The organism is Salinarchaeum laminariae (assembly GCF_023204835.1).
Taxonomy (GTDB): domain Archaea; phylum Halobacteriota; class Halobacteria; order Halobacteriales; family Salinarchaeaceae; genus Salinarchaeum; species Salinarchaeum laminariae.
Genome location: NZ_CP096270.1, coordinates 800,913 through 823,013 on the forward strand (window position 1 = coordinate 800,913; position 22,101 = coordinate 823,013).

Sequence of the window (22,101 nt, forward strand, 5' to 3'; positions counted from 1 at the left end):
GAGGGAATAACGGTTCCGGGCAGCTCAGATCGGCAGTACTCGGCAGAGGCCAAATCCACTACTCGACGGTCTGTCGCTCGCTCTCGACGCTCTCCTTGACGTCCGCGGCAGCCTCCGCGATCCGGTCGAGCTGCTCGGCTGCTTCGCCGTCGAGTTCGCCGGCGTACTGTTCGTGGAAGGTCAGGAGGAGCCCGGTGAGCGCTTCGAGCGACTCGTTTTTCCGGTCGAGCAGCCGCTGTTGTGCCGAAAGCATCGACTCGACGCTGTCGAGCAGGTCGGCGTGCTGTCGGTACTGTTCTTCGACCTGTGGATCCTCGGCCTCGTCGGCGAGTCGCCGTGCCTCCTCGATCTGCGTGCGGAACTGCTCGATGCCCATACCCGGTGGCGGCGCGCGCCGCGGTTAGGTCTTTCTCCGCGGGCGGGCGCGCTGCTGTATCTCTCTTCCTCTCACTGTCCGTTCCGACACCCGGCTGCCTACTCTTCGTCGCGCTCGCCGGCGACCCAGTTCTGGGAGAACGCGGCACCACAGCTACAGTGCGCGTAGGCGTGGATGACGTCGCCCTCCGCGTAGCGCCCGCCGACCTCCTCGTTTTCGGCCTCGGCGAACGCGAAGACGAACCGCGGCACGTGGTCGGCTTCCTCTGGCGTGTCGGGATCGTCCACTTTGGGACAGTTGGCGCCGGTGAGATCCAGCGCGATCTCGCCGTCGGTCTTCATCGCCTTGCCAGCAAAGCCCATCGCGTCCATCTCCGTCGCGGACTGGAAGACGCTCCGGCCGGTCTCGCCGTCCATCACGAGCAGGACGCCGCCGGGCACCTCCTCGCCGTACTCCAGCAGCGCGCTGGGATCGTCGAGCACTCGCTCGCTCAGAAACAGCGCCACGTCCTCGGGGCGCTCCCCTGCCAGGAACTCCGCACGTGCGTCGGTCATGGACGAATTCCGGTCGTTGACCGCAAAAGGTCGGCGGTTCGACGGCAGCGATCCCACCGCCCAGACGCTCACCATACCATCCAGCGGGGTTCGAGACCGGCGAATGTCCACAGGGTGGGACTGAGCAGAATCTGCGATTCTGCGAAGGTCGGAAGAGCTTGCTCTTCCGGGACTGGAAGGGGCCGACCGCTCGTCGAATCTAACGAAGTAAGCACTGCAGCGAAGGAGCTGAGCGACTGAGCGAAGCGCGCAGCGAGTTAGATTCGTCGAGCGGGAGGGGGCTTCCAAGGCGGTTCGCTGTCGGCCTGTCGGGACTAACTGTAGAGCAACAAACACGCTCAGCGACACCTACAAACAGGCCGATACCAGTGTGTGAAACATGCAGATTCTGGGCGTGGTCGGGCCCTCCAACTGTGGAAAGACGACCCTCGTGGAGCGCCTCGTCAGCGAGCTCGCCGAGCGCGGTCAAATCGCGACGATCAAACACTGCACGCACGAGCCCGATCTCGACACCGAGGGCAAGGACACTGCCCGACATCGGGCAAGCGGCGCCGACGCGACGTTCGGACTGACCGACGACGAGGGGTGGTTCGCGACGGGCAGCGAGCGGACGCTCGAGGAGACGCTCGACGATCTCGCGCCGGCCTACGACTACGCCATCGTCGAAGGGTACAGTGACGCGCACATTCCACAGGTCGCACTCGGCGGCCGTGAGGCCGGTGGCGACGTCCTCTGCGAGGCCGAGCGGGCCGACGCCGTCGATGTCGAGGCACTGATCGAGATGCTGGAGGCCACCGATCCCCACGAGACGCTCGAATCGCTCGTCGCGGAGGTCGAGCGCGCCGAGACGGCGGAGCGCGCCGGTGCTATCGCGACGTTCACGGGGCGGGTGCGGGCCCGCGACGGTCCGGACGACGAGCCGACCGAGCACCTGGAGTTCGAACGGTACGACGGTCTCGCCGAGGAACGGATGGCCAGCCTCCGTGCGGATCTCGAATCGCGGGAGGACGTGCAGCGCGTCGCACTCCACCACCGCACCGGCGTCCTCGAGCCCGGCGAGCACATCGTGTTCGTCGTGGTGCTGGCCGGCCACCGCACCTCAGCGTTTCGGGCGGTCGAGGACGGCATCGACCGGCTCAAAGCGGAGGTGCCGTTGTTCAAGAAGGAGGTCACTGTGGGCGAGGAGTTCTGGCGGCACGAGCGCTGACCGGAGGGGTCGACTCCTCGGCTGGAACCCCAGACAGTTGTCTCCAACACCACAGATTGCCGGGCGAACGGGTGGTTCGTGAGCTCGATCACGGGGGAGTTCGGCACCGCGAGCGGCGCCGTGGAGCACCGCGCGCGACCATCCAAACCACGATTTCGCCGCGATGTCCACGGATTCTGGCGCAAAACGGACAGGTCTATTTCTGGTGGAGATGAGCTTCTTAGAGAGCGTTCTAAAAGGTCTAACAAGTTTTCAGCCCTTCGTGAAAGGTCCGTTAAGCCGCCCGAAAGGTGTGAAACGTCGCCGATCTGGGGGAATATTCCCGAAATCGGCCGAAGCGACTGTCGCTTATAACAGGTAGTGAGCGATAGGCAGGAGTGACGCATGAGCGCCACTACCCAGCCCTCCAGCGAGGGTACGCACGCCAAGCAGGAGCGACTCCAGGACTACCTCTCGAACAAGGTCAGCGAGGAAGGCATCGTATACTTCAAGAGCAAGTTCATCGCGGACGAGGTCGGCCTCTCGCCCAAAGAGATCGGCGCGCTGATGGTCAAACTCAGCGAGTCCGCCCGCGAGATCAGCGTCGAGAAGTGGTCCTACACGAGCGCGACGACCTGGCGCATCGAGCCGAACTGAGTTCCCTCTCCACGGCTCCAGACCGTCGGCGTCTGGTCCCCGCTCGACGCACGCTGACAGCCGTTTTCTGATTCTCCGACGTTCCCATCGACAGCCGGACCGTCGTGCCCGAGCGCAAACACTTTCGTAGTCACACGAAGAGCCAGGCACGTGTCGCTGTTCGACGCGCTGACCCAGGCCGTGTTGCCGGTGCTGGCGATCGCGAGCGCCGGCTACGCACTCGGGTGGGTCCGCGACGTGGACGTCGAGCCGCTTGCGGCGATCTCGATCTACGTCCTGACGCCGGCGCTCGTCTTCCACAGCCTCGCGACGACCCCGATCGGTGGCGAGACCGCTGTTCGACTCGGCGTCGGCGTGACCGCGTTTACCCTCGGAATGGTGGCGATCGCGACTGGCGTCGCCCGCATCACTGGACACCCGGACGAGACGCGCGGTGCGATGGTACTCGCAAGCACGTTCCCCAACGCCGGCAACTACGGGATCCCGCTGGCGGCGTTCGCGTTCGGGAGCGTCGGCCGCTCGACGGCGATCCTCTACATCGTCTTCCAGGCCGTGTTGATGTACACGATCGGCGTGTATATCGCGTCTCGCGGAACGATGGCCTCCGGTCGCGAGGCCGTGATCGAGGTGTTCACCCTCCCACTCGTCTACGCGCTCGCGGCCGCGTGGCTGGCCAGGGCGCTCTCCGTGGTGCCACCCGCCGACTCCGCGGCGATGGAAGCCATCCAGCTCACCGGAAACGCCGCGATCCCGGTGATGCTCCTCCTGCTGGGAATCCAGCTTGCGAACACCACCTACGGCGCTGCGCTGCGCTCGGCGGTGGCCGCCTCCCTGCTGAAGCTGTTCGTCGCGCCAGTGGTCGCACTGGGAGTCGCTATGGGTCTCGGGCTCTCGACCGAGGTCGGTCGCGTGTTCGTCCTCGCCTGTGCGATGCCCGCAGCGGTGACGCCGCTGATGCTCGTCGTCGAGTACGGCGAGGAGCAGGAGGGCGTCACCGCACCGGAGTTCCTCAGCACTGCCGTCCTCCTCACGACGCTCGCGAGCGTGGTGACGCTGACGGTGCTGATCGCGCTGTTGCAGGACGGCGTCCTGGTGTAGCTGGAACCACGATCGAGTGGCGAAACGGGTGCTGGAAACCGTCGAATCGGAGGTGAGAACCGCGGACCACCGCCACCGCCGGTATCATGTGGCCGGCGGCCCTGGTATCGAACGTGCACGTTCTCCTCACCGGTGCGACCGGCTTCGTCGGCCGGCATCTCCTCCCCGCGCTGCTCGACCGCGGCCACGAAGTCACTGCGCTCGTCCGTGACCGAACGGCGGCGGGGCTACCAGCAGACGTGCGAGTGATCGAGGGCGATCTGCAGAAACCGGAGTCGGTGACAGTCTACGAACCGCAAGGGGCCGACGACGCGTCGTCCGCCGTCGACGACGGACCGGCTACCGACGCGTCGACGACCAGTACCACGTTTGCCGAGGTGATCGGGGACTGCGACGCCGCCTACTATCTCATCCACTCGATGCGGGCCGGCGAGGATTTCGAAGAACTGGATCGGACGCTCGCGCGAAATTTTGCCGATGCGGCGTCGGCAGCCGGCCTCGAGCGTGTGATCTACCTGGGCGGGCTCGGCGAAGGGACTGGGGACAGAGCGTCGGGCGAGAAGACGGGTGACCGACGACCAGACGGGAGGACCGACAGCGGACCGAACGAGGCTGATTCGGGCGACGCGCGTGGCAGGACGCTCGACGACCTCTCGCCACACCTCCGCTCTCGGCGGGAGGTCGAGGCGATCCTCGCCGATGGCGACTACCAGCTCACGACTCTCCGAGCTGCGATCGTCGTCGGATCGGGCAGCGCCGGGTTCGAAATCGTCCGACAGCTCGCGATGAAGCTACCGGTGATGGTGACGCCGAGCTGGGTGCAGACGCCCTGCCAGCCGATAGCGATCGCGGACGCAGTTGCGTATCTCGCCGGCGTCCTCGACGCACCCGAGACCGCCGGCGGGACCTACGGCATCGGCGGCCCGGAGGTGCTGCCGTACGGGGAGATGCTCCAGCGCGTCGGGCGCGCACTCGGGCGAGAACCACACATTCTGCCGGTGCCCGTGCTATCGCCGCGGTTGTCCTCCTACTGGGTCGGGTTCGTGACCGACGTCGACGCCGCGATCGCGAGACCGCTGATCGAGGGGCTTCGGACGCCGGTCGTGGTCGAGGACAGCGAGATCGACGAGTACGTCACCGTCGACAAGACGCCGTTCGACGACGCGGTTCGGCTGGCGCTGGGGGAGGAGCGGCCGTGACGGCCGACCGGGGCCAGGAGGTCGAATCCGACGACGAGAGCGAGTCAGGGCCTGAGACCGGGGCAGGATCCGAGAGCGGATCGGGGGACGGGGACGGGTCGAGAGGTGCCGACGCGTCGAGAACTGGGCCGGATACGCCCACGGACGAGACCGAAGACGAACAGGTCGAGCTACCCGCGTACGGCGAGACCTGGACTTACGAGGGGTTGATCGGCGCGATTCCCGGCCTCTCGATTGCGCCGCGGACCGCCGTTGCCCTCCAGATCGTCGCCTTCGAGATCGGCGTGCTCGCACTCGCCGCAGTGTACGACCTCTGGGACGCCGCGATCGTCGGAACCGTCGCCGTGCTCGTCGCCGGTGGTGGGAGCGCGATCACGCTGCGAATGGGCGATCAACTGCGAGCGCTCCCGGTGCCGGCCGCCTATCGCCGGCTGGCCTTCGGATCGCGAATCGAGGTCGTGCTCTCGGTGCTGGCCTACGTCGGACTGGTGACCTACCTGTTCGCCGCAAACCCGGTCGGTGCGGAGACACCGTTGCTCGAGTCCGCGCTCGGCGTCGATCCGCCGCTGCCAGCGACGTATCTCGCCTTGCTCCTCGCGTGGGACGTCGTCTACCGAATCGGCATCGGCTGGTGGGCGAGCGTCGCCGCCGTCTGGCGGTCCTGGCGTTACGAGTTCGATCCCGAGACCGCTCGTGCCATCGCCCGTGCGGACCTGTGGCCGCTCGCGTTCGCTGCACTGCAGCTCGCGCTGCTTCCGATCGTCTGGGGTCGGCCGCTGCTAGCAGGTGCATTAGTTGGTCACGTAATCGCGGTTGCGGTGGCCGTTTCACTGTCGGTCGCTCTGTTGCGACGGTGAGGAAGCGTCAGTGAGGAAGCGTCAGTGAGATTTTATCTCCTCGAACTGGTCGAGCAGATCCTCCGCCGAGTCTCCCGAATCGTACTCCATCGACCCCTCGTACTCGTGCCGGTCGTCGTCGAAAGCCGCGTCCACCGTGTTGGACTTCCGCTCGCGACGTTCGTGCTCGTCTTCGTCATAGGCACCCATTGACATGGTAATCTAACACAGTGTTAGATAGTACCAATAATGAATGTAACGGTAGTTCGGATCATTGCGCTGTAGCTCCCAGTTGCCTACGATAGACGGCCTTGACGACGATTCCAGCGATGGTTCGACAGTTGACTCGTCCACTCATCACTCCCTCGTCCCTCACAGCTCGCTCACGACAGTCATCGCCGGAGAGCACCCCACTCCTGAGCGTGCGTCTCGATCGAACGCGACCGGTCCCGCGCGATTTAAGCCCGCCCCGCCGCTCCGCACGACCATGAGCGAGGCCGACGCCGACGCGGTCGACGATACTGCCGCGACCAGAGAGGACGTCTGGGTCGAGAAATACCGACCACAGCGTCTCGCGGACGTCGTCGGCCACGAGACGATCACAGAACGCATCCAGCAGTACGTCGCGGGTGACGACCTCCCGAACCTGCTGTTCGCCGGCCCCGCCGGCGTCGGCAAGACGACGACCGCCGTCGCGATCGCGAAGGAGATCTACGGCGACGACTGGCGAGAACATTTCCTCGAACTCAACGCCAGTGACCAGCGCGGGATCGACGTCGTGCGCGGGCGAATCAAGGACTTCGCCCGGACGTCCTTCAGCGGCGACAAGTACGGGTTCCGGATCATCTTCCTCGACGAGGCGGACGCGCTGACGAGCGACGCCCAGTCCGCGCTCCGGCGGACGATGGAGCAGTTCTCCAACAACACCCGCTTCATCCTCTCGTGTAACTACTCCTCGCGGATCATCGACCCGATCCAGTCCCGGTGTGCGGTGTTCCGGTTCCCGCCGCTCACTGACGAGGCGATCCGACAGCAGATCGAGATCGTCTCCAGCGAGGAAGGGATCGAGGTCGAGGAGAGCGGCTACGACGCCATCGCCTACGCCGCCGACGGTGACATGCGGCGGGCGATCAACGCCCTCCAGGCCGCCGCGGCGACTGGCCAGACCGTCGTCGACGAGGAAGCCGTCTACGAGATCACCTCGACCGCCCGGCCAGAGGAGGTCCTCGAGATGGTCGAGCACGCTATCGAGGGCGACTTCCTCGCGGCCCGCGCTGCACTCGAATCGCTCCTGATCGACCGCGGCATCGCGGGCGGCGACGTCATCGATCAGCTCCACCGCTCGGTCTGGGACCTCGAACTCGAGGAACAGGCCACCGTTCGGCTGATGGATCGCATCGGCGAGGCGGAGTACCGGATCGTCGAGGGCGCCGACGAGCGCATCCAGCTCGAGGCGATGCTCGCGTCGCTGGCGCTGGAGTGAGGGAGTCGGCGGCCGTTGTTGTTCGCGACATCCGCAAAGAGATTTGTAGAGTTCGCTAGAATTCACCGAGACCTGCCTGTTCGACGGACGCCAGAACGTCCTCGCAGGTCTGCCAGCTCCGCCGCGCACAGCCGGGCAGCCGTTCGTGCTCCCGGACGTAGCCTTCGAGGAAGGATCGGGTCGTCGGATCGCTCGGATAGCCACTCCCAACGTCACCGAACTCGGTTGCGATCTCGGCCACGCGAGCGTCGCGTTCGACTTTCGCGACGATCGAGGCAGCGGCGACGGCTGGATCCTCGTCGTCGGCGCCGTGGCGAGCGTCGACCGCAAGCTTGTCCGTCCCCGAACCGTCGGCGTCGATCGACGCGGAGAGTCGGCGAGCGAACCGCTCCTCGCTGGTGTCACAGGCGTCTGCGAGCAACTCGATCTCGCGGGATCCGTCGGCTGCGCCTGGGGCGGCCTCCGTCGTCTCCTCATTTGCGTCCATCATCTCGCCGTTCGCGAGAACGGATTCGGTCGCGTCAGCGTGGGCCACGACGGTCAGTCCGTTCATGTCCGTGTCGGGGTCGTCGATGCGATCGACGCCGACGGCCACCACGCCGACGGCGATCCGATCGTCGTCGCGAATGGTCGCGTCGAGTTCCTCGCGCCGGGCGGGCGAGAGCCGCTTCGAGTCCGCGACGTCTCCGGGGAGGACGTCCGGATCTGGGACGCCGACGGCGGCCGCCACCATCGGCCCGAGGACGGGGCCTTTGCCGGCCTCGTCGGTCCCGATGTGCATGCAGGAGGGTGCAGCGGCTGGAGGCAAAGTCCTTTCCGAACCGTACGGTGCTGGCGTATACAGTCGTCTGCAGCTACGGACTCGGCAGAAGTTGGAGTGGAAGCGGAGGTACTGCTCGGCTCGGATACCGCCTTACCGGAACTTCCGGATCGTCACGTCGAGCGTGTCGAGATCGACGATCGGGGCGTACGCGACGTCCGGGTCGATGTTGACGCTGCGCTGGAAATCCGTCTGGGCCTGCCAACAGCCGGAGTTGATCGCGAGGACGTTGCGGTACTTGCCGTACCCGAGCTTGTGGACGTGGCCGGTGTGGAAGACGTCCGGCACCTCGTCGATCACGAGGTAATCTTCTTTCTCCGGCGCGAGGCGCATGTGACCGCCGTACTGCGGCGCGACGTGGCGCTTTTTCAGGAGCTGGTACATGGGCTTCTGGGGCTCGTCGTAGTTCGCCTTCTCCTCGGGCAGTTCGGCGATCATCTCGTCGAGGGAGACGCCGTGGTACAGCAGGAACGAGACGCCCTCGATCTCGACGGTGGAGGGGTTGCCCGTGATCCGGGCGTCGTGTGCGGACATGATCTCCCGGAGCTCCTCGTCGAAGGCCGGCTGGGGTTCGGCGAGGCGGACCGCGTCGTGGTTGCCTGGGATCATCACGATCTCGACGTCCGCTGGCACTGCCTTGAGGTGTTCTGCGAACGTCTCGTACTGCTCGTAGACGTCGACGATCGAGAGTTCCTCGTCCTGGTCGGGGTAGACGCCGACGCCCTCGACCATGTCTCCCGCGATTAGCAGATACTCGATGTGCTCGGCCTCCTCCGTGTGGAGCCAGTCGGCAAAGCGGTTCCACGCGTCGGCTTCGAACTCCTGGCTGCCGACGTGAATGTCGCTGATCAGCGCCGCCTGGACGTGGCGGTCGGCCGTCGAGGGTTGGAACGTTCGCGGGACCTCCGGGAAATGCAACTCGTCGACGAAGAGGATGCCGCCGTCGTCGGCGATCGTTCCCTCGACGGCGATCACCTCGTCGGTCAGCAGTTCGTCGACCTGGTCGGCGATCGCCCGGTCCTTCGTGATCAGTACGGGGAACGTCCCGTTGAAATCCTCGAGGTCGATCAGCCAGTGACCGTTCGCCGTCGAGCGCACGTCGTCGACCATCCCGATGATCGCGGCCTCGCCGCCGGGGTCTGATTCCAGCCGGTTCGTCGGGCGGTGGGTCACTCGCCCGCGGAGCTTCTTCGAGAGCCGCTCGTAGCGGTCCCGGAACATCTCGACGAAATCCGAGTAGTCCCCGGTTCCGGTGCTCTCCCCGGTGATGTCACCCAGAATCTCCAGATCGCGATTCGCCGTCGATCGATTCGCCCGATCAGCGACGGCGCTTCCACCTGCAACGTCGTCCCCAGGCCCGGTAGCAGGCCCCGATTCCCCGCCGGCGTCCGCGGCGGCCATTCCCGAGACAGACCCCTCAGCTTCGGGTGCAACGGCCGTCTGACTCGATCCGACGGCGCCGCCATCTCCAGTTGAAACGGTGGGGTCTTCGCTCTCGCCGTTCTCCCGATTAGCGGCCGCCTGCGTCGCCAGAACGTCCTTTACGACGTCAGTTTCGACAACGAGCGCGTCGGCAGGCGTTGCGTCGACTGCAGCCGCGAGAATGGCTTCGGGATCCTCCGCACCCGCAATGAGGGTCACGGCCTCCGGATCGGCGTTGTAGCCACGGCCAGCTAGCTCGCGAGCGATCCGGGTCGACGACTCCAGTGGCACGTACACCGTTCTGCCGTAGGCGCGCAAAAGCGTGCCGGACGTGCGTCGGCGTTGGGCTGGGCAGCGAACTGGCGAGCGGTCGACGGCCTCGCACAACGGAAACGTTGATTCCGCTCGGCGAGTTACTCGCGAGCGATGAGTAATTCCGGGGGCGGCGCCCCCACCCGGGACGAGGACGTCGCTGCCGACGACAACCCCGGCGACGACTCGGTCGACGACCCCTCCACGCAGCCCGCAGAACCGGCCAGAGAGGACGCGCGAGTACCACCGCGTCAGCCGCCCGCCGCCTCGGGGCGGGCCCAGTCGGTTCCGGATCCGACGAGCCGCCCGCTCCTGTGGTATTTTCGATCGGATCGCCCGCTGGTGATCGCCTCGCGAGACATCCTCTCGAGCGTGGTCATCGTCGCGATTCTCGGTCTCGCGTTGTTCGCCGTCAGCGGCGTCTGGCCGCCGCTGGTGGCCGTCGAGAGCGGGAGTATGCAGCCGAACATGGAGCAGGGCGATCTCGTGCTCGTCGTCGAGGAGGATCGCTTCGCGTCCCAGCTCGCGGACGAGCACGGGATCGTGACGCATGCGAACGCGAGTGGCACTGAGCACCAGCAGTTCGGGCGCGGCGGCAGCGTAATTGTGTACAAACCAGACGGAGACGACGGCACGCCGATTATCCACCGCGCTGTGTTGTGGGTCGACCAGGGCGAAAACTGGATCGACAGGGCCGATCCCACGCATCTCGGAAGCGTCGACGAGTGTTCGGACGTCCCCCAGAGCTGCCCCGCTCCGCACAGTGGATACGTAACGCGCGGGGACGCGAACCAGAACTACGACCAGATCGACGGACAGAGTACCGTCGTCAAGCCGGCATGGATTCGCGGGCGGGCAGTCACGCGAACGCCGTATCTCGGTTGCGTCCGGCTGGCGCTCTCAGAGGGCGGCATCTGCGGGGCCTGAGCGATCCGTCAGCGCTCGGGGACGGCGCAGTAGCGGTTCGAGGCTCGACGAACTGCACACTCGCCGATGTCGGTCTCGATCGCAAGCGGCCCATTTCCGGCGAAACGACCCCTCCATTTCGTGTGGACCTCGCTGATTGGCCGTTCTCTCGCGAGGCGGATAGAAGCGAACCACAGGAGGGGAACGGTTCGTCCAGACCAGCTATCTGCAGGCGAAACTGCTCCATTTCGAGACATGTGTCTGACGTAGGATTAAGTAACCGCGGGACGGTCCCCTGACTAGCACCACACGGTGCGGGAGCAAGGATGGGACTGCTTACAGGACTCAAAGCCAGCATCACGCGGGCCACCGACCGCCTCTTCTCGGAACAGGATCCGAAGCGGATCGGGATCTACGGCCCGCCGAACGCCGGCAAGACGACGCTCGCGAATCGCATCGCACGCGACTGGACCGGGGACGCGGTCGGACCGGAGAGCCACATCCCCCACGAGACCCGTCGCGCACGCCGCAAGGAAGACGTCGAGATCGAGCGCAACGGCAAGTCCGTGACGATCGACGTCGTCGACACGCCGGGCGTGACGACCAAGGTCGACTACGAGGAGTTCCTCGATTTCGACATGGAGGAAGACGACGCCGTTCGCCGGTCCCGTGAGGCCACGGAGGGCGTCGCGGAGGCTATGCACTGGCTCCGCGAGGACGTCGACGGCGTCATCTACGTCCTCGACTCTACGGAGGATCCCTTCACGCAGGTCAACACGATGCTGATCGGCATCATCGAGAGCCGCGACCTGCCGGTCCTCATCTTCGGGAACAAGATCGACCTCGAAGAGTCGAACATTCAGCGCGTCTCCTCGGCGTTCCCACAGCACGAGACAGTGCCGCTGTCGGCGCTGGAGGGAGAGAACATGGACGAAGTCTACGACAAGATCGCGGAGTACTTCGGGTGAGACGATGCCGGAAGCAACCGCACCAACGGACGACGGAAGCGGGGTTCAGATCGATCTGATCAGCGGCGAGCGAATGGATGGGCTGGCCTCGATGGAGAAGATCCGGATCATCCTCGATGGCGTCCACGACGGTAACATCGTCATCCTCGAGGAGGGGCTGACTCCCGACGAGGAGAGCCGCCTCATCGAGGTGACGATGTCCGAAATCGACCCCGACGGGTTCAACGGGATCGAGATCGAGACCTACCCCCAGAACGACGCCCGCGACAAGAGCCTGCTCGGCCGCCTCATGGGCCAGGAGGACACGGCGAAGCTGACGGTCATCGGGCCAGCCAACCAGATCGAGACGCTGCACAAGGACGAGACCCTGATCAGCGCGCTCGTTTCGCGGAAGTAAACCATCGATGCCCCACCAGTGTACCGGCTGTGGCCACGTCTTCCCCGACGGCTCGAAAGAGATGCTCTCGGGCTGTCCGGACTGTGGCGGCAACAAGTTCCAGTTCCAGCCAAGCGGCGCCTCCGGCGCGGACGGCGACGCTGCGGCAGACGGCACGGCAACGCTACCGCCGACTGAGGAGGAGCCACCCGAACCGCCGGAGCCACCGAGTCCCGGCGGCTCTGTCGCAGAGACGGTCGCCGGCGCCACCCAGCGGGTCAAAAACATCGTCGGCGGCGACAGTGACGGTGCGTCCGCTGGCGCCAGTGCGACCGGCGACGACCACGAGTGGCCAGCCGTCGGTCGCGAAAATGGTGCCGACACCACCGTCGCCAGCGAGGACACGGCACAGGCCAGCGCACGCTCGGGCACCGTCTCGCCCGAGGAACTCCCGGACAGACCGACGCCCGACGACGCCGGCCTCCCAGACGAGCAAATCGAGGCCGAAGAGTCGCCGACCCCTTCGGCAAGCGAGACAGCCGTCGACGACTCCGCCGACGACGCCGAGACCGCCGGCAGCGCTCCCTTCACCGGGAGCGGCGACCGGGAGACGGGGACCGACGAGGCGCCCGACCTCTCGGACCTCCGCGCCGAACTGAACGATCAGTTCGAGTCCATCAAGATCGTCGAGCGCGGTCAGTACGAGCTCAATCTGATGGAGCTCTACGACCGCGAGGAGTACATCATCTCGCTGATGGAGGACGGCCGCTACGCGATCGAAGTGCCCGAGACCTGGCGCGGCGACGCCTGATCGACGGCAGCAGCTCCCGCACCTCCGTTTTTCCGGGTCCGGAGTGACCGCCGCCGTATCGACTGTTGATCGTGACGTACAGCAGTTGCCGAGTCGCAGCTGTGAGATCACGCCGATCTGGCCCACGCTCCCCCAACAGAGGCAGCGATCCGGCGAGTCCACTCGCACTCACCGACCCACCCGGCTCGCGAGCGCGTTCGCGAATGGACACGCCCATAGGCCGACCGTGCGAACTCCAGGCGAATGAGGACGGTGAACGCTTCGTGACCCAGTGGGTCGAGGACGTCGAAGGGGGCCGCCAGCGCGGGCTTCGCGGGCTCGCACTCGCGTGGGTAGAGATCATCGTTCGGCCGCGGACGTTCTTCGAAGAGGGCGTCGCGCCCGGCGATCAGGGGCCGGGACTGACGTTTGCGATCGCCGTCGTACTCCTCTCCCAGGCGACACGCTTTGCAGTGGGAACGGACGGCTACACAGTTCTCGGCGGACAGCCGCTCCTCTCGGGTGCGTTCTGGCTCGCGGCAGTGGCCGTGCTCGTCGCGCCGGTCGCCCTGCACGTAACCGCGGCGCTCCAGACGCTCCTGCTCGCAGCGGGCACCGACGAGCGTGGTGGCGTTAGCGAGACTGTGCAGGTCCTCGCGTACGCGAGCGCGCCCTGCGTGGCAGTCGGCGTGCCCATTCCGCCGATGCAAGTCGCGGTCGCGGCGTGGGCCTGCGGGCTGTACGTCCTCGGACTCTCGACTGTCCACGAACTCCATCCTGCCCGAGCAGCGGTGCTTGGCGCGGTGCCAGCCGTCGTAGCCTACGGCTACGGATTTCGGGCCGTCGGCGCGCTTCGCGCGTTGCTCGTCGGCTCGTGAAGGCCCTGAAAACGTCGGCGTGGTAGAGGCCACCAAATCGCACGACTGCGGCGGTACGTTCCAGACAACGGCCGGGAAGTTACCAGGTATCGACCTATCGGCCACCGTCTAGTACCGCCCAATCGAGAGGTACGACGATCGCCGAGTAATCAGTTCAGTACTGCGGTTGAACGATTGACCCCCATTATGTGCATACGGCGTGTGGCGTGTAACCGAGTGGGATCCCGTGGGAGCAATCAACAGACTGAAACGGTTGGTCGGGACCGGCGCCCCCGGTGAGTACGTGTGTCGTGGGTGTGGAGCCGGCTTTGCGCTACAGCACTACACGTGTCCCGAGTGTGGGGGATACAGCGTCGAACGACCGTCCGAATCCGTAGCCGAGTAACGCACGCCGCTGAGCGATCGTCGCGAGTCGCTGTTTGTCCGGTCTCTGTGCATTGATTGCCGCACTGAAACGACAGCAGAGAGCAGTACCGACCGCGATTCCGAGACGGCTGTCGCGGCCGACGATCTGTACTCCGACCCGCCTTCCGAGGAGTGCGCCGACCGGCCGGGACACGGATTCGAGAGAAGGAAGGGCGTGGAAACCGACCGTCTCGCGTCGCTACACGGGAATCACGGCAACGCAAAAAACGACTGGCTGGAAACCGATCCAGCGCTCTACGTCAGTTGTTGACGTACTGGCGCTCGAACTCCTCGTCGGTCTTCGTGAGGTAGAGAATACCCTCGATGAGGCCGGCGATGATCGGAATGCCAGTCCAGCTGAAACAGAGATAGAGAATACCCATCCCCGTCTCGTTCAGGTAGAACTTGTGGGCGCCGATGCCGCCCAGGAGGATCGCGAGGATCCCTGCTGTCGTGCGGTCCTTGGTGGAGCTTCCACCGCTGGACTTGTTGCTGACGCCACAGGACGGACAGATCTCCGCCTCCTTCTTCATGACTTCGCCACAGCTCGAACAGAACTTCTCGTCGGCACCAAGCTTCCGATCGTTGCCACCGTTATCGGCGTTATCTGCCATGAGCAGGTATGACGCAGCCTCGCATAAATAACTGGCTGCTATCGGATAGGATTCGGTAACCGACGGCTACCGGCGTCTTCGCTCACGAATTACAAGCAAAACCGCGGCGGCCGCTCCGTAGCAAAATCCGACGAGGAGCACTCGCAGATCGCCGTCGAAGAGTCGGACGGCGCCAACGCCGTAGGCGTAGCCCAGCAGGAGACCGGTCGCGGTGCGAACCGCGTTGTATCCGCGTCGCGGGGTGAACCGCGTCGCAGTCCACTCGAGCAGGGCGGGCAGCGGGAAGAGGGCAACCAGGAGGAGCGACGCGAACGAGCCGCCACCCAGGAGTCCAGCGAGGAGCCCGGCAGCGATTCCCGGATAGACACCCGTACACCTGGCACAGAGCCGCGCCCGCCGGCCGACGATCTCGACGAGGTACGTCCGATAGTGGTCGTGAGGCTCGTGGTGAGAGAGGAGATACTGCCGAGTCTCCGCGAGGCCCGAGCGGAACTCCGACCAGTCGACCATGCAGTTGGAGAAAACGACCCCCAACGGGTAGGTGTTGCTCTCGCGGCCCAGCCGACCGCCGACTCCACAGCCCTTTACCCGATCGGGCGCCCACCCAGTTGCATGACGGAGTCGTCGGACTGGGAGACGATTTTCGGGCACGATACGCCCTACGAGCCCCAGGTCGACGGTATCGAGACCGCACTCGACACCGCGCGCGATGGCGGGTATCTCGCACTGGAGGGCGCCTGCGGAACGGGCAAGACGATGCTCGCACTCACTGCAGGCCTCCATCTCGTTCGCGACGAGTCGAGCGAGTTCGAGCGTGTGGTCGTCCTCACGAGCGTCAAACAACAGCTCCGGCAGTTCGAGCAGGACCTCCGACTGATCAACGACGAGCTTCCCGAGAAGTGGCGGCCGTTCTCGGGGCTCACCCTCGTCGGCAAAGCGGACGTCTGTCCGTACAGCCGCGAACGCGCCGGCGGCATCGACGAAGAGAACGTCTACGACCGCTGTGAGGGGCTCCGGGACCGCACCCGGGCGTTGACGGGCGAGGACGGAGAGACCTCCGCGAGCCAGCTTGTCAGCGCGGCACGACGCCAGCAGATCGGCCTCGACGACGGTGGTGGCGCCGGGGCGGCGTCCTACCTCGAAACGGCCGGCGAGCCGGCACCGTATCCCAGGGAGCTCCCGGAGCACCAGGACGAGGTCGAGTACTGCCCATTCTACGCGCAGTTCCTCGACGAGCTGCCCGAGGACGGCGAGCCCGCAGAGGCGATTCCCTTCGAGTACGACGAACGCGGTCTCATGGACACCGAGGATCTGGTCGGCCTCTCCGTCGAGCACGGCACCTGCCCGCACTCGATGATGGGCGCGCTGCTGGATCGCGTCGAGGTCGTCCTCGGAAACTACTACCACGCGTTCGATCCGACGACGGCGTCGGCGTTCACCGCCCCGCTACTCGACGACGAGACGTTCGTGATCTGCGACGAAGCCCACATGCTCGAACCCCGCGTCCGCGATCTCGTCTCCGATGGCGTGGCCGACGCGACGCTTCGCGACGCGGAGGCAGAACTGACGCGCGTCATCGAGCCGTTGCGAGAGGGACGCACCGAAGGGGGTGCCGACGAGCAGCTCGTGCGGACCGAACTCGCGTCGGTCGATCTCACCCGCTCGGACCTCGAGTCCGTCCGCTCCTTCGTCCGCGATCTTCGGGAATCACTCGATCGAAGAGTCGTCGACTACCTCAACCGCGAGCACTCCGGCTGGCGGGATTCACTCGAGGGGCTCCCCGACGAGGAGATCCCGCTCCGGCCGCCGGAGTCGCCACAGGTCGACGAGATCACGGAGTGGGCCAGCCGCAACGGCCACGGCGAGGCGTGGCACCGCGCCGAGGCCGTCGGCGCGTTCGTCGGCCGACTGCTCGACGAGCACGAGGACGAGGAGCGCGAGCGCGCGGCGCCAGCCGCTGGACGGACACTGGCCGCGTGGGCGCGCTGTGACCACGAGCACTACTTCCGCTCGCTCGCGCTCGACCGGACCTGGGACGCCACGCACCCGCCCGAATCCTGGCGCCGTGCGTACAACGGCCGACTGAATCTCCACAACTGCGTCCCCGGCGACGCGATCGGCGACCGGCTCGCGGACTTCGGCGGCGGCGTGTTGATGAGCGCGACCCTCGCGCCGCTGGACGTTTTCGCGGAGGTCTCGGGACTGGAACACCTTCAGGCGGAGTACGACCGCCCCGTCGAGACGCGGCAGTTCGGCCTCGAGTTCCCGGTGGAGAACCGCGAGAGCTTCGCTGTCGCTGCACCGAAGTTCACCTACGACAACCGAGGACCGCCACCGTCGGGCGGTGGGCTCGGGGGGCCCTCCGATGGTGCGGCCCCTGAGGCTGCCAGCGACGGCGGCCGCTCCAGCAGCGGTGCCGGCGCAGAACGGACCAGCGGTGGCGGTGACGCCGGCAGTGACGGTGGCCATCCCGGCGTCGGTGACGAAGGCACCCGGGCCGTCAGACGATCCTATCTCGACGCGATGGCGACGGTCGCCGGCGCGCCGGGGAACGTCCTCGTCGGGATGCCGAGCTACGCCGAAGCGGAGTGGGCCGCGGCGGCGCTCGACGGCGACCAGCGCGTCGACAAGCAGATTCTGCTCGACGAATCCAGCGCCGACGCAGCGACGCAGGCGCTCAAAGACGAGTTCTTCGCCGGCGAGCCCAAGGTGCTCGTGACCAGTCTGCGCGGGACCCTCACGGAGGGCGTCGACTACCGCGGCGACCGGCTGTCGGCGGCGGTCGTCTGTGGCGTCCCGATCGTCGACACCTCCAGCCCCCGGACGCGAGCGATCCGGGCGTCCTACGACCGTGCGTTCGGCGGTGGCGAGCGGTCGGTCGGCTTCGAGTACTCGCTGACCATTCCCGCCGTTCGGAAGGCCCGGCAGGCGATCGGTCGGGTGATCCGCGGGCCGGAGGAGGTCGGCGTCCGGGTGTTCGTCGACGAGCGCTACGCCCGCGAGGACTGGGATAGCGTCCGGCAGTATCTCCCCGCCGAGTTCGACGCCGTCTCGCCGGACATGCTCGAGTACGGACTGGAGCGGTTCTGGGACCGCCACGGCCGGTGAGGCCAGCGAGATCGCCTCTGCGTGCTGATCGAGGACCTCCGAACCCCTTCGTTTCGACTGGAGATGTGAAACTGGTTCGATAGGTATCCTCCTGCGGTCGGGGGAACACGTTTTTGCCGAATGCGGCTCTCTCCCCACCAGTGCGCCGGAGAACCGGACTGGCAGTGTTGCTCGTCGCGACCGCGTTGCTCGCGGTCGTGGTTCTGCAGGCCGTGTTGGCGACCAGCTTCCTCGCGTTGACCGTGGTCGTCGTCGTTCGACCGCTGTACCACTGGCTCGTCGATCGGGGCGTCCAGCGCCACCTTGCCAGCGCGATCACCACGATTTGCGTGTTCCTCGGGGTCGTCGCCCTCGCTGCGCCGATCGGCTACATCCTCTACCAGCGGCGAGAGCAGGTCATCACCGTGGTCGAGGACCTGCCCGACGAGCTGCCCATCGACGTTGGCGGCGTCGAGTACACCATCGAGACCGCAGACGTCCGGGCGTACCTGGTCGACTACGTCTCGGACGTCGCGCTCCGGCTGGTCGCGAGTACGCCGGATCTCGCACTTCACCTGACGCTGTTCACCGTGGTCATCTTCGGCGTCTTGCTCGGCCAGCGCCGCGTCGGCGCGGCGATCGACGCGCTCGTTCCACCGGACTACCAGGACGTCTACGATGCGATCGCGGAACGGACCGAACACACCCTGCAGGCGATCTACGTCCTCCAGCTCGCCACCGGGGTCGCCACGTCCATCATCGCGATTCCGGTCTTCTACCTGCTGGGGTACGAGTACTTTCTCACGCTGGCGATCATCAGTGGCATCCTGCAGTTCGTGCCGATCGTCGGCCCGAGCGTGGTGTTGCTCGCGTTGGCGGGCTATCACGTCTCCGTCGGAGAGATCGCCGCCGCGGCTGCCGTCCTGTCGGTCGGTGGTGTCCTGATCGCGATCTTGCCCGATGCCGTCGTGCGACCGTATCTCGCCCGTGCATCGGCCGACATGCCCGCGACGCTCTATCTCGTCGGGTTCATCGGCGGACTGCTGAGTCTCGGACCGGTCGGGATCGTCGCTGGGCCACTCGCCGTCGCCCTGCTCTCCGAAGCCGTCGAACTGCTCGGCTCGGAGATGCAGAACGGACGGCAAGAACAGCTCCCGGAGTAACCGCCCTCGGGAATGCCGCGGGCAGCCACCGGCGATCCGTTCAGGATCGGAGCACGTTCAGGACGTCCGGCGCCTCGTACACCTTGTTACGCTGCTTGCCAGTGGTCTCCGTGACGATCCCTTCGGCTTCGAGCGCCTCGATCGCGTCGTACACCGCCGGCTTCGATCGACCCGTCGCCTCGACGGCGCGGGGACCCGTCAGGTAGGGCTGCTCGAAGACGTAGTCGACCAGCTCTCTCGCGACCGGAGAGGACGGGAACAGCGAGCGGTACTCCTCACGAAGGTCGGTGAGCTCGACGCCGCAGTCGTGGGCGTCGATCGCCTGCTCGGCGATGGCGTCGAGGACGAACGTGCACCAGCCCTCCCAGTCGCCCTCGCGGCTCACCGCGAGCAGCCGGTCGCGATACTCCTCGCCGTGGCGTTTGAAGTACGCGCTGAGGTAGAGATAGGGACCGGGCAGCAGGCCGGCGTCGTAGAGCTGGAGCATCATCAACAGTCGACCGAGCCGGCCGTTACCGTCCCGGAACGGATGGATCGCCTCGAACTGGTAGTGCGCGATCGCGACGTCGACGACCGGCGGGTACTCGCCGCGCTCGACGTAGGCCAGCAGCTGGTCGAGCAGGATCTCGACGACGGCCGGGCTCGCGGGAATGAACGCGGCCTCCTCGGGCGAGCCGTCCGGCGACCCGATGTACACCGGCACGTCGCGGAGCTGTCCGGGTGCGTCTTCTTCGCCCCGCACGCCCCCGAGGAGTCGCTCGTGCAGCTCTCTGATGAGTGCGAGGTCGATCGATCCGCCGTCACGTTCCCCGCGGCCGTCGGCCACGCCATCGAGATGGTCGAAGCCGGCCGAGATCGCGTCGACGTAGTTGTAGGCTTCCCGGACGTCGGCCATCTCCGCGGCGGAGCGCTCGGGCTCGGCGTCGACCTCGTGCTGGTAGATGTCGGAGATGGTGACGTTCGTCCCCTCGACCTGGGAGCTCATCGCCGCCTCGCGGTGGACGAAGGGCGCGATCAGGAGGGTAGGGTTCTCGAGGTCGCGGTAGAGGGTGGCGAGCCGGCCCAGCGCGTACTGGGCGTCGCCGTACACGTCGAAGAGGTCGTCCGTGTAGGTTAGATCGGGCGGGAGCGTCGGCGGGCGGTGGCAGGCCAGGCCCTCGTAGTCGTCGAATGAGCCCGGCCCGTTGGCGAAGTCGGCGACGTCCATGGTGAACTATGAGTGGATCGCGACCCACTTTAGGATAACTATTCCTAATTTTCTAACTTAGAGGCGAAGTATTGTCGCAGTAGTACTCGAAAAAGAGGAAGCGCTATCTGAAGCGCGGGAGTGTTCGGCACAGCTTGGACCCACCAACCACCGTCGTTTTGCTTAGCGACAGACTCCTCGTGACGTTCAATAAGTATGCAGCGATCCAAGTGGAAGCTAACGCAAATTACGACGTTGATTTTTGCGTTAGTACTGCTTGCCTTGCGGTAAGCACAACTCACCACAATACGCTTGGAGCGATATTTACCTATCTCGAACCTGTATCCTCGCCGCCACGCTGCCGTTTCGATACAGCCGCCGTCCTCAGCGCCAGTACGTCAAGAAGGATCGCCTCAATTCTGCGAACGGCGCCACGGTGTCCGACAAACCGCTCCCCGTGTTTTGGTTAGCAAGCGCTGGCAGTAGTTGTTCGACAAGAAACCATCGATCGACACCACACCTAACGCAAATTTTTGCCCAGATATTTGTGTTAGCAGTTAATTGGTGGTAGTAAGCACAATGCCTCGCGACACGCTTCCGGAGGAGGCTCCCGGATCGTACGTTCCGTACGGCTCCAGATCGTACTATCGCCCGGATCCGCTACCGCCGGCGAAGGAATTGGATTTCGATGCCGATTTCCAGGCAAGTCTTCAAGATGCGATCTTTGAACTCGGCCGCCTCGACGGTATCGGTGAAGAGAGTGACACGAGTCCGCTCGTGTACACAACGATGGTTCGCCGAGAAGCAGTGGAGTCGATACTGATCGAAGGCGGCGATATCGACATCGAGGAGGTGTTCCGACCGGCGGAGATCGAGTCGAATACCGTCTCCGAAAAAGACGTCAAAGAGGCACTGAACTACGAAGAGGCGATCCGGAAGGGTGCTGACGACGTCAGTGCGACGGGCACCATATCGCTCGACCTGCTAAAGCGGCTTCACGCCATCCTCCTCGATGGCGTTCGTGATGAGTGTGACAATCCCGGCACGTTTCGAGCCAAGCCAGTCCATATCCCTCCGCCAGAGCCGTCGATGGAGTCATTCATACCTCCATCCGCGAACGCGATCCCGGAGCTGATGGAGAATCTCGAACAGTACATCGATGCCAGCACCGAGGCTCACGATCTGGTGGCGCTAGGGATCACACACTATCAGTTCGAGACGATTCACCCGTTCGGCGATGGCAACGGACGCCTGGGGCGAGTATTGATCACGTTGCAACTAATTCAGCAGGGCTATCTCAAGAAGCCCTACCTCTATCCGAGCGCCTACTTCAACGAACACAAGACGACGTACGTCAAAAAGATGCGGGCAGTTAGCGAGTCGGGTGCATGGGAATCCTGGCTCGCGTTCTTCATGGACGGCATTCGCCAGCAAGCGGCCGATGCAGTTGCCCGGACTGAGCGGCTCCGGACGCTACGACGCGAGTACGAACGCGACTACGGACACGAAAAAACGGCGACAGACCGACTGGCGATGCGACTATTTCAAAAACCGTATCTCACGACAAAGGACGCGGTGGAACTCCTCGACGTATCCGATCAAACTGCGAGAAACGCGATCTCCGAACTCGAAGCTTCGAACGTGCTGGAAGAAACGACCGGGAAAGAGCGCTATCGAGAGTACAAAGCCGTGGATATCTTCGATATTCTGAACGAGTCGTTCGATTGATTGGCGTATAGATCGTTTCGACGGTCTCAGTTGAAGCACACACCTCAAGACGCTCCG

At 65.3% G+C, this 22,101-nt stretch carries 22 protein-coding genes; 14 read left to right on the forward strand and 8 right to left on the reverse strand.

Annotation, left to right across the window (positions count from 1 at the left end):
• Window positions 1-58: 58 nt before the first annotated feature.
• Window positions 59-376, reverse strand: coding sequence for a hypothetical protein (locus MXF70_RS03760; protein WP_248517575.1), 318 nt, complete (start codon window positions 374-376; stop codon window positions 59-61).
• 98 nt (window positions 377-474) lie between these two features.
• A complete protein-coding gene (locus tag MXF70_RS03765; protein ID WP_248517577.1) occupies window positions 475-930 on the reverse strand; it encodes a DUF5807 family protein in 456 nt (151 codons plus the stop codon).
• A 379-nt stretch (window positions 931-1,309) separates the two neighbouring features.
• On the opposite strand from MXF70_RS03765, the gene MXF70_RS03770 reads away from it, so the two are divergent.
• From MXF70_RS03770 to MXF70_RS03790, 5 genes are all read left to right on the forward strand, one after another.
• A complete protein-coding gene (locus tag MXF70_RS03770; protein ID WP_248517579.1) occupies window positions 1,310-2,137 on the forward strand; it encodes a molybdopterin synthase in 828 nt (275 codons plus the stop codon).
• 384 nt (window positions 2,138-2,521) lie between these two features.
• Window positions 2,522-2,773: a DUF7123 family protein gene (locus MXF70_RS03775; protein WP_248517581.1), complete on the forward strand. Its 252-nt coding sequence runs from the start codon at window positions 2,522-2,524 to the stop codon at window positions 2,771-2,773.
• Window positions 2,774-2,923: 150 nt separating this feature from the next.
• Window positions 2,924-3,871 (forward strand): AEC family transporter, encoded by a 948-nt coding sequence (locus tag MXF70_RS03780; RefSeq protein ID WP_248517582.1) that lies wholly within the window; start codon window positions 2,924-2,926, stop codon window positions 3,869-3,871.
• A 113-nt stretch (window positions 3,872-3,984) separates the two neighbouring features.
• A complete protein-coding gene (locus MXF70_RS03785; protein ID WP_248517584.1) occupies window positions 3,985-5,070 on the forward strand; it encodes an NAD(P)H-binding protein in 1,086 nt (361 codons plus the stop codon).
• Window positions 5,067-5,927, forward strand: a complete 861-nt coding sequence (locus MXF70_RS03790; protein ID WP_445677850.1) for a DUF7530 family protein — start codon at window positions 5,067-5,069, stop codon at window positions 5,925-5,927. The genes MXF70_RS03785 and MXF70_RS03790 overlap by 4 nt, the downstream gene beginning before the upstream one ends.
• 21 nt (window positions 5,928-5,948) lie before the next feature.
• On the opposite strand, the gene MXF70_RS03795 is transcribed toward MXF70_RS03790, so the two are convergent.
• Window positions 5,949-6,122 carry a DUF5786 family protein gene (locus tag MXF70_RS03795; protein WP_248517586.1) on the reverse strand — a complete coding sequence of 58 codons (174 nt, stop codon included), beginning with the start codon at window positions 6,120-6,122 and terminating at the stop codon, window positions 5,949-5,951.
• Window positions 6,123-6,393: 271 nt separating this feature from the next.
• Between MXF70_RS03795 and MXF70_RS03800 the strand changes: the two genes are divergently transcribed.
• A complete protein-coding gene (locus MXF70_RS03800) occupies window positions 6,394-7,389 on the forward strand; it encodes a replication factor C small subunit (protein WP_248517588.1) in 996 nt (331 codons plus the stop codon).
• 55 nt (window positions 7,390-7,444) lie between these two features.
• Here the strand turns inward: MXF70_RS03800 and rnhB are convergent, their stop codons facing one another.
• Both rnhB and MXF70_RS03810 read right to left on the reverse strand, forming a co-directional pair.
• Entirely contained in the window at window positions 7,445-8,170 is a 726-nt protein-coding gene (gene rnhB / locus MXF70_RS03805; RefSeq protein ID WP_248517590.1) for a ribonuclease HII, read from the reverse strand.
• 132 nt (window positions 8,171-8,302) lie between these two features.
• Complete coding sequence (locus tag MXF70_RS03810) at window positions 8,303-9,922, reverse strand: DNA-directed DNA polymerase II small subunit (RefSeq protein ID WP_248517592.1); 1,620 nt, start codon at window positions 9,920-9,922, stop codon at window positions 8,303-8,305.
• 135 nt (window positions 9,923-10,057) lie between these two features.
• Between MXF70_RS03810 and MXF70_RS03815 the strand changes: the two genes are divergently transcribed.
• The 5 genes from MXF70_RS03815 to MXF70_RS03835 all read left to right on the forward strand — a co-directional run bounded on the left by MXF70_RS03815 (window position 10,058) and on the right by MXF70_RS03835 (window position 13,861).
• Complete coding sequence (locus tag MXF70_RS03815) at window positions 10,058-10,870, forward strand: S24/S26 family peptidase (RefSeq protein ID WP_248517594.1); 813 nt, start codon at window positions 10,058-10,060, stop codon at window positions 10,868-10,870.
• 305 nt (window positions 10,871-11,175) lie between these two features.
• Window positions 11,176-11,817, forward strand: a complete 642-nt coding sequence (gene dipA / locus MXF70_RS03820; RefSeq protein WP_248517596.1) for a divisome-positioning GTPase DipA — start codon at window positions 11,176-11,178, stop codon at window positions 11,815-11,817.
• Window positions 11,818-11,821: 4 nt separating this feature from the next.
• Window positions 11,822-12,214, forward strand: coding sequence for a divisome-positioning protein B (gene dipB / locus MXF70_RS03825; RefSeq protein WP_248517598.1), 393 nt, complete (start codon window positions 11,822-11,824; stop codon window positions 12,212-12,214).
• Window positions 12,215-12,221: 7 nt separating this feature from the next.
• On the forward strand, window positions 12,222-13,004 hold the full coding sequence (locus tag MXF70_RS03830; RefSeq protein ID WP_248517600.1) for an OapC/ArvC family zinc-ribbon domain-containing protein: 783 nt from the start codon (window positions 12,222-12,224) through the stop codon (window positions 13,002-13,004).
• A gap of 263 nt (window positions 13,005-13,267) precedes the next feature.
• A complete protein-coding gene (locus tag MXF70_RS03835; protein ID WP_248517602.1) occupies window positions 13,268-13,861 on the forward strand; it encodes a YIP1 family protein in 594 nt (197 codons plus the stop codon).
• 665 nt (window positions 13,862-14,526) lie between these two features.
• Here MXF70_RS03835 and MXF70_RS03840 read toward each other — a convergent pair.
• Together MXF70_RS03840 and MXF70_RS03845 are read right to left on the reverse strand one after the other, a co-directional pair.
• The gene (locus MXF70_RS03840) at window positions 14,527-14,880 is read right to left on the reverse strand and encodes a TM2 domain-containing protein (RefSeq protein ID WP_248517604.1); all 354 of its coding nucleotides are present in this window, start codon (window positions 14,878-14,880) and stop codon (window positions 14,527-14,529) included.
• A gap of 66 nt (window positions 14,881-14,946) precedes the next feature.
• Window positions 14,947-15,390: a DUF2085 domain-containing protein gene (locus MXF70_RS03845; RefSeq protein ID WP_248517607.1), complete on the reverse strand. Its 444-nt coding sequence runs from the start codon at window positions 15,388-15,390 to the stop codon at window positions 14,947-14,949.
• A 102-nt stretch (window positions 15,391-15,492) separates the two neighbouring features.
• Here MXF70_RS03845 and MXF70_RS03850 point away from each other — a divergent pair, with 102 nt between their 5' ends.
• Together MXF70_RS03850 and MXF70_RS03855 are read left to right on the forward strand one after the other, a co-directional pair.
• Window positions 15,493-17,988 (forward strand): ATP-dependent DNA helicase, encoded by a 2,496-nt coding sequence (locus tag MXF70_RS03850; RefSeq protein WP_248517608.1) that lies wholly within the window; start codon window positions 15,493-15,495, stop codon window positions 17,986-17,988.
• A 140-nt stretch (window positions 17,989-18,128) separates the two neighbouring features.
• Entirely contained in the window at window positions 18,129-19,130 is a 1,002-nt protein-coding gene (locus tag MXF70_RS03855) for an AI-2E family transporter (protein WP_248517610.1), read from the forward strand.
• A gap of 40 nt (window positions 19,131-19,170) precedes the next feature.
• Here the strand turns inward: MXF70_RS03855 and MXF70_RS03860 are convergent, their stop codons facing one another.
• Window positions 19,171-20,337: a Fic family protein gene (locus tag MXF70_RS03860; RefSeq protein ID WP_248517612.1), complete on the reverse strand. Its 1,167-nt coding sequence runs from the start codon at window positions 20,335-20,337 to the stop codon at window positions 19,171-19,173.
• Between the two features lie 558 nt (window positions 20,338-20,895).
• Between MXF70_RS03860 and MXF70_RS03865 the strand changes: the two genes are divergently transcribed.
• A complete protein-coding gene (locus MXF70_RS03865; RefSeq protein ID WP_248517614.1) occupies window positions 20,896-22,044 on the forward strand; it encodes a Fic family protein in 1,149 nt (382 codons plus the stop codon).
• Window positions 22,045-22,101 lie beyond the last annotated feature (57 nt).